The organism is Limnohabitans sp. TEGF003, assembly GCF_055395455.1.
In genome coordinates, this window is the sequence record NZ_AP029225.1 from 1,897,353 (window position 1) to 1,908,785 (window position 11,433).

Annotated in this window: 7 protein-coding genes and 4 tRNA genes; 10 read left to right on the top strand and 1 reads right to left on the bottom strand. The window is 59.9% G+C overall.

What is annotated here, in order from left to right; translation table 11 throughout:
• Positions 1 to 75: 75 nt before the first annotated feature.
• The 10 genes from ACZ5RT_RS09380 (at position 76) to ACZ5RT_RS09425 (ending at position 11,051) form a co-directional block, all read left to right on the top strand.
• Positions 76 to 1,224: an efflux RND transporter periplasmic adaptor subunit gene (locus tag ACZ5RT_RS09380; protein ID WP_464452282.1), complete on the top strand. Its 1,149-nt coding sequence runs from the start codon at positions 76 to 78 to the stop codon at positions 1,222 to 1,224.
• A gap of 4 nt (positions 1,225 to 1,228) precedes the next feature.
• Positions 1,229 to 4,384, top strand: coding sequence for an efflux RND transporter permease subunit (locus ACZ5RT_RS09385; protein ID WP_464452283.1), 3,156 nt, complete (start codon positions 1,229 to 1,231; stop codon positions 4,382 to 4,384).
• 116 nt (positions 4,385 to 4,500) lie between these two features.
• Positions 4,501 to 4,587 (top strand) — tRNA-Leu (locus ACZ5RT_RS09390).
• A gap of 64 nt (positions 4,588 to 4,651) precedes the next feature.
• The gene (tig, locus tag ACZ5RT_RS09395) at positions 4,652 to 5,965 is read left to right on the top strand and encodes a trigger factor (protein ID WP_291926901.1); all 1,314 of its coding nucleotides are present in this window, start codon (positions 4,652 to 4,654) and stop codon (positions 5,963 to 5,965) included.
• A 132-nt stretch (positions 5,966 to 6,097) separates the two neighbouring features.
• Entirely contained in the window at positions 6,098 to 6,706 is a 609-nt protein-coding gene (clpP, locus tag ACZ5RT_RS09400) for an ATP-dependent Clp endopeptidase proteolytic subunit ClpP (RefSeq protein WP_108426177.1), read from the top strand.
• 108 nt (positions 6,707 to 6,814) lie between these two features.
• A complete protein-coding gene (clpX, locus tag ACZ5RT_RS09405; RefSeq protein ID WP_108426178.1) occupies positions 6,815 to 8,080 on the top strand; it encodes an ATP-dependent Clp protease ATP-binding subunit ClpX in 1,266 nt (421 codons plus the stop codon).
• Positions 8,081 to 8,178: 98 nt separating this feature from the next.
• Positions 8,179 to 10,602: an endopeptidase La gene (gene lon / locus ACZ5RT_RS09410; RefSeq protein ID WP_291926893.1), complete on the top strand. Its 2,424-nt coding sequence runs from the start codon at positions 8,179 to 8,181 to the stop codon at positions 10,600 to 10,602.
• A gap of 99 nt (positions 10,603 to 10,701) precedes the next feature.
• Positions 10,702 to 10,777 (top strand) — tRNA-Gly (locus ACZ5RT_RS09415).
• A 43-nt stretch (positions 10,778 to 10,820) separates the two neighbouring features.
• Positions 10,821 to 10,896, top strand: a tRNA-Gly gene (locus ACZ5RT_RS09420).
• Between the two features lie 81 nt (positions 10,897 to 10,977).
• Positions 10,978 to 11,051 (top strand) — tRNA-Cys (locus ACZ5RT_RS09425).
• Between the two features lie 59 nt (positions 11,052 to 11,110).
• On the opposite strand, the gene ACZ5RT_RS09430 is transcribed toward ACZ5RT_RS09425, so the two are convergent.
• Entirely contained in the window at positions 11,111 to 11,389 is a 279-nt protein-coding gene (locus tag ACZ5RT_RS09430) for a cupin domain-containing protein (protein WP_291926889.1), read from the bottom strand.
• Positions 11,390 to 11,433: the final 44 nt, after the last annotated feature.

An 11,433-nucleotide genomic window follows, 5' to 3' on the forward strand; every position in this document is an offset into this window, starting at 1 on the left:
TATTGTCGCTTGACACCGTCGGTGACTTTGAATAGATTACTAACCAGTCAGTCATTATCTTTTTCCGGAAACCCCATGCCCATCACCTGGTCACTCGCCAAGCGGCGAGTTTTTCATTTGTGCGCGAGCGCAGCTTTTTTGACAACTTTGGCAGCATGTTCCAAGCAAGAGGCTCCGCTGGAGCCCTTGCGGTCAGTCAAATTGATCACGGTGTCTGCGGGCGAATTGAACGTGTCGGGCGAGTATTCGGCCGAGGTGCGTGCGCGTGTGGAGTCGCGCCTGGGGTTTCAGGTGGCGGGCAAATTGGTGGAACGCCCGGCGGAGTTGGGCCAGCGCGTGACGGCTGGCCAGTTGTTGGCCCGCATCGATGCGCAAGACTACCAATTGGCCGCTCAAGCCGCACAGGCCCAGGTGAGCGCGGCGCAAAGCCAGCGCGATTTGGCCGCAGCAGAATACAAACGCTTTGAGGCCTTGAAGGCGCAAAACTTCATCAGCGGTGCCGAGCTGGAGCGGCGCGAGGCCAGCCTGAAAGCCGCTGACGCGGCGCTGAACCAGGCCAAAGCCCAGGCGCAGGCACAAGGCAACCAGGCGGGTTATGCCCGCTTGAGCGCCAGCCACGCCGGCGTGATCACGGGCGTCGAGGCCGAGGTGGGGCAGGTGGTGTCGGCGGGGCAGCCTGTTGTGCGCCTGGCGCATGACGGTCCGCGTGACGCGGTGTTTGCCGTTTCCGAGCAAACCGCTTTGGCCCTCAAGCCAGGGCAAAGCATGCAGGCCATCTTGGCCAGCACAGGCCAGCCGCTCAAGGGCAAAGTCCGTGAGCTGGCCGCCAGCGCCGATCCGGTGACGCGCACCTATGCCGTCAAGCTGGCCCTGGAGGCATCCGAGCGCTTGCCATTGGGGGCCACCGTCCATGTGCTGGCGGCCGATTTGCCGGGCAGCCAGGCTGCGGTGATCAAGCTGCCGACCAGCGCCCTGCGACAAGAAGGCGCCGGTACGGTGGTCTGGGTGCTGGACGAGGCGAGCATGACCGTCAACACCCAGGCGGTGCAGGTCGGCACGGTGGACGGCAACGCGGTCGTCATCACCGCGGGCCTGAAACCAGGGCAGAAAGTGGTGAGTGCAGGCGTGCATGTCTTGTCACCCGGCCAGAAGGTCACGGTGTACGGCGCTGCACCGATGGCTGCGCCCGCTGCCCCCGCTGCCGCTGCTTCAGTCCCACGGTGACCGCATGAGCAGCACCGACAACACCCGATTCAACCTCTCGCGCTGGGCGCTGGAGCACCCGGCCCTCACCCGCTACCTGATGGTGGTGCTCATGGTGCTGGGCATGGCGTCTTATTTTCAGTTGGGGCAGGACGAAGACCCGCCCTTCACCTTCCGCGCCATGGTGGTGCGGGCCTACTGGCCGGGGGCCACCGCCGAGCAAGTGGCCGAACAGGTGACCGACAAGATCGAGCGCACCCTGCAGGAAGTGCCTTTTGCCGACAAGATCCGCAGCTATTCCAAGCCGGGTGAGGCGCAGATCATTTTCCAGATCAAGGACAACTCCAAGCCGGGTGATGTGCCTCAGGTTTGGTACACGGTGCGCAAAAAAATCGGGGACATGCGTGGCAGCTTGCCGCAGGGCGTGGTGGGCCCGTTTTTCAACGACGAATTTGGCGATGTGTACGGCGTCATTTACGCTTTAAGCGGTCAGGGCTTCACGGCGGCCGAGCTCAAGACCCAGGCCGACAGCCTGCGGCAGGATTTGCTGCGCGTGCCCGATGTGGCCAAAGTGGAGCTGTTCGGTGCCCAGGACGAAAAGGTGTTCGTCGAGGTGTCGCAAAAGAAGCTGGCGCAAATGGGCCTGGACATGGGCGCGGTGCTGGCCCAGCTGAACCAGCAAAACGCGGTCGAGTCGGCGGGCAGTTTGCAGTCACCGGTGGATGTGGTGCAGGTGCGTGTGGGCGGGCAGTTCCAGAGTCTGGCCGATCTGCAGGCCATGCCGATTCGCGGCGCTTCAGGTGCGCAAATCCGTTTGTCCGACATCGCCACCGTGACGCGTGGCTACATGGACCCGCCCTCGGTGAAGGTGCGCCACGACGGCCAGGAAGTGATTGCGCTGGGCGTGTCCATGGCCAAGGGCGGCGACATCATCGCCTTGGGCCAATCCTTGCGGGGTGCGGTGGCTGCTGCACAGGCCAATTTGCCTGCGGGCATGAGGCTGACGCAGGTGCAGGACCAGCCCAGCGCCGTGTCCAACTCGGTCAACGAGTTCATCAAGGTGCTGATTGAGGCGGTGGTGATCGTGCTGGCGGTGAGCTTTTTGGCGCTGGGCCTGCACAAGCGTCCGGGCCATCACCCATTGTGGCGGCGCTGGACGCTGGACATGCGGCCCGGTTTGGTGGTGGGCATCACCATCCCGCTGGTGCTGGCGGTGACCTTTTTGGCCATGCATTACTTTGGCATCGGCCTGCACAAAATTTCGCTGGGCTCACTCATCATTGCGCTGGGCTTGCTGGTGGACGACGCCATCATCGCGGTGGAGATGATGGTGCGCAAGATGGAAGAGGGCTACGACAAAGTGCGTGCCGCCACCTTTGCCTATGAGCTCACCGCCATGCCCATGCTCACGGGCACCTTGATCACGGCGGCGGGTTTCTTGCCCATTGGCATGGCCAAGTCCATGACGGGCGAGTACACCTTTGCGATTTTTGCGGTCACGGTGGTGGCGCTCTTGGTCAGCTGGGTGGCTTCGGTTTACTTCGTGCCCTATCTGGGGGCCTGGTTGCTCAAACCGCCAGCGCATGCCGTGTCGGCCGAGCACCTGGATTCGGCCGAGATGTTTGACACGCCGTTTTACCGGCACTTTCGCAACTGGGTGACCTGGTGCGTGACGCACCGCTGGAAGACGATTGGCATCACCGTGTTCTTGTTCGTGATGGGCATTGTGGGCATGGGCAAGGTGCAGCAGCAATTCTTCCCCGATTCCTCGCGTCCTGAAATCATGGTCGACTTGTGGCTGCCCGAGGGCTCGCCCTTCAAGGCCAGCGAAGACATGGCCAAACGGGTCGAGCAACGCCTGGCGCAAGAAGACGGCGTGAAGTCGGTCACGGCTTGGGTGGGCTCGGGTGTGCCGCGCTTTTATTTGCCACTGGACCAGGTCTTTCCCCAGACCAACGTGTCGCAGCTGATCGTCTTGCCCCATGATCTGAAAACCCGTGAAGTGCTGCGGGCCAAGCTGCCGACCTTGCTGGCGCAGGAGTTTCCCGAAGTGCGTGGGCGTGTGAAATTGCTGCCCAACGGCCCGCCCGTGCCTTACCCGGTGCAGTTTCGTGTGGTCGGGCCGGACCCTCAGGTCCTGCGCCTGAAGGCCGACGAGATCAAGGCGCAAATGCGCCAAAACGCCAACACGCGCGGCGTGAATGACAACTGGAACGAGTCGGTGAAGTCGGTGCGGCTCGAAGTCGACCAGGCCAAGGCACGCGCCTTGGGCGTGACCAGCCAGTCGATTGCGCAGGCTTCGCGCACCTTGCTCAGCGGCTCCACCGTGGGCCAATACCGCGATGGCGACAAACTGATCGACATCGTGTTGCGCCAGCCACTGGCCGAGCGCGATGCCTTGTCGGACCTGTCCCAGGCGTATGTGCCCACGGCTTCGGGCAAATCGATTCCGCTGCTGCAAATCGCCACCCCGGTGTTTGCCTGGGAGCCTGGGGTGATGTGGCGCGAGGGCCGGCAGTTCGCCATCACGGTGCAGTCTGACATCGCCGAAGGTTTGCAGGGGGCCACCGTGACGGCGCAGTTGCTGCCAGAACTGAAAAAGACCGAAGCCAGCTGGCTGGGCCAGGGCTTGAGCGGCTACCGCATCGAGGTGGCGGGCGCGGTGGAGGAAAGTGCCAAAGGCTCGGCGTCGATTGCGGCGGGTGTGCCGGTCATGTTGTTCATCACTTTCACCTTGCTGATGCTGCAGCTGCAAAGCTTCAGCCGCGCGATGCTGGTGTTCTTGACCGGACCGCTGGGCATGGCCGGGGTGGCAGGCGCTTTGCTGGTGCTGAACCGGCCGTTTGGCTTTGTGGCTTTGCTCGGCGTGATCGCGCTCATGGGCATGATCCAGCGCAACTCGGTGATTCTGATCGACCAAATCGAGCAGGACCGGGCGGCGGGCGTGGTGCCCTGGCAGGCCATTGTGGAGTCGGCGGTGCGGCGTTTGCGCCCCATCGTGCTCACGGCCGCTGCTGCGGTGCTGGCCATGATTCCGCTGTCGCGCAGCATTTTCTGGGGCCCGATGGCGGTGGCCATCATGGGCGGTCTGATCGTGGCCACGGCGCTGACTTTGCTGGCGCTGCCGGCCATGTACGCGGCCTGGTTCAGAATTGAACGCCCAAATCAAGCCCGTGCCTGAATTTGGCCAATTGAAGCGGCTAAAATAGAAAGTTGACCGATTTCAAGCGGGCGGTCAGGTGCGTCAGGTGGCTTTTATGCCCAGCGACAAGCCTGACGCCCTTTTTGTTTGGACCTGCGCGGGTGGCGAAATTGGTAGACGCACCAGGTTTAGGTCCTGACGGTGGCAACACTGTGCGGGTTCGAGTCCCGCCCCGCGCACCAACCGACTTGTGGCCAAGGGGGCAACCCGGTGGCCTGAGAGACATTCAATTAACCGAGAACGACGATGACTGTGACTGTTGAAACCCTTGAAAAGCTGGAACGCAAGATCACCCTGACTGTGCCTGTGACGGCCATCCAGTCCGAAGTGGATGCACGCCTGAAGAAAATGGCCCGCACGGTCAAAATGGACGGTTTCCGTCCTGGCAAGGTGCCCATGAATGTGGTGGCCCAGCGCTATGGTTACTCGGTTCAGTATGAAGTTCTGAACGACAAAGTGGGCGAGGCTTTTGCTGTGGCCGCCAACGAAGCCAAACTGCGTGTGGCCGGTCAGCCCCGCATCTCCGAAAAAGAAGGCGCGCCAGAAGGCGAGCTGAACTTCGAAGCCATTTTTGAGGTGTACCCTGAAGTCAAGCTGGGCAATCTGGCTGACACCGAAGTGGAAAAACTGACGGCTGAAGTGTCTGAAGCCGCCATTGACAAGACCATCGACATCCTGCGCAAGCAGCGCCGCACCTTTGCCCAGCGCGCCCAAGACGCCGCTGCACAAGACGGCGACCGCGCCACCATCGACTTCGAAGGCAAGATCGACGGTGAAGTGTTCGCTGGCGGCAAAGCTGAAGACTTCCAGTTCATTTTGGGCGACGGCCAGATGCTCAAGGAATTCGAAGACGCCGTGCGCGGCATGAAGTCCGGCGAAAGCAAGACCTTCCCCTTGGCTTTCCCCGCTGATTACCACGGCCAAGACGTGGCTGGCAAAACAGCTGACTTCCTGGTCACGGTCAAGAAAATCGAAGCCGCCAACCTGCCTGAAGTCAACGAAGCCTTGGCCAAGTCCTTGGGCATTGCCGACGCCACGGTGGAAGGCCTGCGTGCCGACATCCGCAAAAACCTCGAGCGCGAAGTGAAATTCCGCCTGCTGGCCCGCAACAAACAAGCCGCTATGGACGCTTTGGTCGCCAAGGCCGAGCTGGATCTGCCCCAGGCCATCGTGCAAAACGAAATCGAGCGCCTGAAAGAGGGGGCCCGTGCCGATCTGAAGCAGCGCGGCATCAAGGACGCCGACAAGGCCCCGATCCCCGACGACATCTTCCGCCCCCAAGCCGAGCAGCGCGTGCGTCTGGGCCTGGTGGTGGCTGAAGTGGTGCGCGGCAACACCTTGCACGCCAAGCCCGAGCAGATCCAGGCTCACATCCAGGAGCTGGCCTCCAGCTACGAGCGTCCCGATGACGTGGTGCGTTGGTACAACAGCGATAACCAGCGCATGGCCGAAGTCGAGGCCGTGGTCATCGAGAGCAATGTGTCTGATTTCGTCCTGGCTCAGGCCAAGGTGGTCGAAAAAGCCATCACCTTTGAAGAGCTGATGGGTCAACAGGCCTGATCGGTCATTTGAATCCTTGAAATCCCTTGAGCATGGGGCTTGTGCCGGGCTTGCAGTCTGGCTCACAAGCCCCATCTCTTTGGTGGGGTTGAAAACCCGGTTAAAGTCATCCATGAATTTTCTGGAGAAAAGATGAGCGCACTGGACATCACAAATTTGGGCATGGTGCCCATGGTCATCGAGCAATCGGGCCGTGGCGAACGGGCCTATGACATCTACTCGCGGTTGCTCAAGGAGCGCGTGATCTTTTTGGTGGGTGAGGTCAACGACCACATGGCCAACCTGATCGTGGCCCAGTTGCTGTTTTTGGAGAGTGAAAACCCTGAAAAGGACATCTCGCTGTACATCAACTCCCCCGGTGGTTCGGTGAGCGCCGGCATGGCGATCTACGACACCATGAACTTCATCAAACCCGATGTGTCCACCCTGTGCAACGGCATGGCCGCCAGCATGGGCGCGTTTTTGCTGTCCTCGGGTGCCAAGGGCAAGCGTTTTGCGTTGCCCAACTCCAAGATCATGATTCACCAGCCTTTGGGCGGTGCGCGGGGTCAGGCCACCGAAATCGAGATCGCCGCCCGCGAGATCGTCAAGACCCGTGCCCAGTTGAACCGCATCCTGTCCGAGAACACCGGGCAGCCACTGGAGAAGATCGAGTTCGACACCGAGCGCGACTATTACCTCTCGGCCACCGAGTCCAAAGACTACGGTTTGATCGACGAAGTCATTTCCAAACGCGCTTGAGGGTGGCCGGGCTTTCCGGCACCTTGGCTGACGGCGTTGACCCCCAAAGGGTGAACGCCGTTTTTCTTTCGTTATCATTGACGAATTACGGATAGCGAGGCGACATTTATGGCCGATAAAAAAGGCTCAACCACTGAGAAAAACCTGTTCTGCTCTTTCTGCGGCAAGAGCCAGCACGAGGTCAAGAAGTTGATCGCAGGTCCGTCGGTGTTCATCTGCGACGAGTGCATTGATTTGTGCAACGACATCGTGCGCGATGAGTTGGCCACCACCACGGTGAGCGAAGGTGCCAAAGAGGGGCTGCCCACGCCGCTGGATATCAAGACCAATCTCGACAATTACGTGATCGGTCAGGAAAAAGCCAAGCGCAGTTTGGCCGTGGCGGTGTACAACCATTACAAGCGCCTCAAACACAAAGACGGGGCCAAGAAAGACGACGTCGAGCTGGCCAAAAGCAACATCTTGCTGATTGGCCCCACAGGCTCTGGCAAAACCTTGTTGGCCCAAACCATGGCTCGCATGCTGGATGTGCCTTTTGTCATGGCCGATGCCACCACCCTGACCGAAGCCGGTTATGTGGGCGAGGACGTGGAAAACATCGTGGCCAAGCTGCTGCAGACCTGCAATTACGACGTCGAGCGTGCCCAGCGCGGCATCGTCTACATCGACGAGATCGACAAGATCACCCGCAAGTCTGACAACCCTTCGATCACCCGCGACGTGTCGGGCGAGGGCGTGCAACAGGCCTTGCTCAAGCTGGTCGAGGGCACGATGGCCAGTGTGCCCCCGCAAGGCGGACGCAAGCACCCCAATCAGGACTTTTTGCAGATCGACACGACCAACATTCTGTTCATTTGTGGCGGCGCATTTGCTGGCCTGGAAAAGGTCATTGAAAACCGCACCGAATCGGGCGGCATTGGCTTTGGTGCCACGGTCAAAAGCAAAAAGCAGCGCTCCCTCACGGATGTTTTCAACGAAGTCGAGCCCGAAGACCTGATCAAGTTCGGTCTGATTCCTGAGCTGGTGGGGCGTTTGCCGGTGATCGCCACTTTGGCCGAGCTGACCGAAGAGGCTTTGGTGCAGATCCTCACCGAGCCCAAAAATGCGGTGGTCAAGCAGTTCACCAAACTGCTGGCCATGGAAGGCGTCGAGCTCGAAGTGCGTCCGAACGCACTGACGGCCATGGCCCGCAAAGCGCTGGCCCGCAAGACCGGTGCCCGAGGCCTGCGCTCCATCATGGAGCAGGCGCTGATCGACACCATGTTTGAATTGCCCAACCAGGCGAATGTCGAGAAAGTGGTGGTGGACGAGTCCGTCATCGACGACAACAAGCCCCCACTGCTGGTTTATCGCGAGTCGGCCAAGCAGGCCTGAACCACAGGTGCCCACCGCCATGAATACCCCTTCGCCTCTGTGGGTTGAAATCGCGGTGATTGCATCCATGTGCTTTGAATTGACCTGAGGGACACACCATGTCTGGACACACACCTTTGCCATCCACCCCGATCGAATTGCCCATGTTGCCGCTGCGCGACGTTGTGGTGTTTCCTCACATGGTGATTCCACTGTTTGTGGGTCGCCCCAAGAGCATCAAGGCGCTGGAGTCAGCCATGGCCGCAGAGCGCCGCATCATGCTGGTGGCCCAAAAAACCGCCGCCAAAGACGAGCCAGCCATCGACGACATGTTCGATGTGGGCTGCGTTTCGACCATTTTGCAGATGCTCAAATTGCCCGACGGCACGGTCAAAGTGCTGGTCGAAGGACAGCAGCGTGCGCAGGTGTTGTCCATTGTGGATGGCGAGGCCCACTTCGTGGCCACGGTCACCCCGGTGGAGCCTGCGGCCGAGCAGTCCGATGCCAGCAGCGAGATCGAGGCCTTGCGCCGAGCCGTGATGCAGCAGTTTGACCAATACGTCAAACTCAACAAGAAAATCCCACCGGAAATCCTCACCTCGATTTCCAGCATTGACGATGCCGGTCGCCTGGCCGATACCATCGCTGCACACCTGCCCTTGAAGCTGGAGAACAAGCAGCAAGTGCTGGACTTGTCCAACATCAAGGCCCGTCTGGAGAACCTGTTTGCCCAGTTGGAGCATGAAGTCGACATCCTGAATGTGGACAAGCGCATCCGTGGTCGCGTCAAGCGCCAGATGGAAAAGAATCAGCGCGACTTCTACCTGAACGAGCAGGTCAAAGCCATCCAGAAAGAGCTGGGCGAAGGGGAAGAGGGCGCGGACATCGAGGAAATCGAGAAGAAGATCAAGTCCGCCAAGATGTCAGCCGAGGCCCGCAAAAAGGCCGAGGGCGAGCTGAAAAAGCTCAAGCTCATGTCGCCCATGTCGGCCGAAGCGTCGGTGGTGCGCAACTACCTCGATGTGCTCACCGGATTGCCCTGGAGCAAGAAAACCAAACTCAAACACGACCTGGGCAATGCCGAGGACGTGCTGAACCAGGACCACTTTGGTCTCGACAAGGTCAAGGACCGAATTCTGGAATACCTCGCGGTCCAGCAACGTGTGGACAAGGTCAAGGCACCCATTCTGTGCCTGGTCGGGCCACCCGGCGTGGGCAAGACCTCGCTGGGCCAGTCCATTGCCAAGGCCACGGGTCGCAAATACGTGCGCATGGCGCTGGGCGGCATGCGCGACGAGGCCGAAATTCGCGGCCACCGCCGCACTTACATTGGGGCTTTGCCCGGCAAGGTGCTGCAAAACCTGAACAAGGTCGGCACCAAGAACCCCCTGTTCTTGCTGGACGAGATCGACAAGCTGGGCACGGACTTCCGGGGTGACCCTTCCAGCGCGTTGCTGGAGGTGCTGGACCCTGAGCAAAACCACACCTTTGGTGACCATTACGTCGAGGTCGATTTCGACCTGAGCGATGTGATGTTCGTGGCCACCTCCAACTCGATGAACATTCCTTCGGCCCTGCTGGACCGCATGGAAGTGATCCGCTTGTCGGGCTACACCGAAGACGAAAAGACCAGCATCGCCATGAAGTATTTGTTGCCCAAGCAAATGAGCAACAACGGCGTCAAGGAGTCCGAGTTGCTGGTCACCGAAGATGCGGTGCGCGACGTGGTGCGCTACTACACCCGCGAGGCGGGTGTGCGCTCGCTCGAGCGCGAGTTGGGCAAAATTTGCCGCAAGGTGGTCAAGGCCCTGCTGCTCAAGCAAATGAAGCCCCAGGTGGTGGTGAATGCCGATAACCTGAACGACTTTTTGGGCGTGCGCAAGTACACCTATGGCCGTGCAGAGCAAAAGAACCAGATCGGCCAGGTGGTCGGTTTGGCCTGGACCGAGGTGGGCGGCGATCTGCTGACCATCGAAGCCGCCTTGATGCCGGGCAAGGGCGTCATCACCCGCACCGGTTCGCTGGGCGATGTGATGAAGGAGTCCGTCGAAGCCGCGCGCACCGTGGTGCGCAGCCGTTCGCGCCTTTTGGGCATCAAGGACGAAGTCTTTGAGAAGAAAGACCTGCATATCCACGTGCCCGATGGCGCCACACCCAAAGACGGCCCCAGTGCCGGTGCCGCCATGACCACGGCCATGGTCTCGGCCATGACGGGTATTCCGGTGCGTGCCGATGTGGCCATGACCGGCGAGATCACCCTGCGTGGTGAGGTCACGGCCATTGGGGGGCTCAAGGAAAAGCTGTTGGCCGCTTTGCGCGGGGGCATCAAGACCGTGTTGATCCCCGAGGACAACGTGAAGGACCTGCAAGACATTCCCGGCAATGTCAAAAACGGTCTGGAAATCGTGCCCGTCAAGTGGATCGACCAGGTGCTGGATGTGGCTTTGGAAGCCAAACCCACGCCATTGAGCGACGAAGAGGTGGCGGCCGCAGCTTTGCCGGCTGTGACGGCCACGGCCAAAACCGAAGCCGTGAAACATTGATGCAAAATTTTCAGGCTGGCGCCAAAGTCAGCCTGAAATTGCATTACAATTTGACCATTCCAGCGAACAAGGCATACAATGCCAAGTTTTCTGAAATACGCGGGAATAGCTCAGTTGGTAGAGCGCAACCTTGCCAAGGTTGAGGTCGCGAGTTCGAGCCTCGTTTCCCGCTCCAAATACCGAAAGAAGTACCAACGTCTTTCAAAAATTTTTGATCTGCGGGAATAGCTCAGTTGGTAGAGCGCAACCTTGCCAAGGTTGAGGTCGCGAGTTCGAGCCTCGTTTCCCGCTCCAAACACATGAAAGACGTGTCAACATCTTTCAGCCCTATGGGAAGCTCCAGCTTCCCATTTTTGTCAGCGTGTTTTTGATTCTGGCGCGATAGCAAAGCGGTTATGCAACGGATTGCAAATCCGTCTAGCCCAGTTCGACTCTGGGTCGCGCCTCCAAACAAAAAATGCCTCAGCGGTTCACACCCCTGAGGCATTTTTTATGCGACGCTGCCTTTTCAGTTGGCGCGAGCCACCCACACGGTGGCGCCTTCCGGGCCGTACAGCTCAGCGTGGGGCACATTTCGCGCCAGACGGAAGAAGTCGCCCGCCTTGAGGTGTTGAACCTCTTCACCGACGGTGAGCCAATATTCACCGCGCACCACATGGGCACTGACATCGAAAGGGTGGGTGTGGGTGTCAAGTCGGAGGTGGGGTTCCCACTCGCGGACGATGATCTCGTCAAACCCTTCTTCCAGGGATTGGGCTGTGAACGATGCCAATGTGGGGGAGTTCATGGGGGGCACCTCGCTGTTGAAAACCCGATCTTAAGCAGCGACGC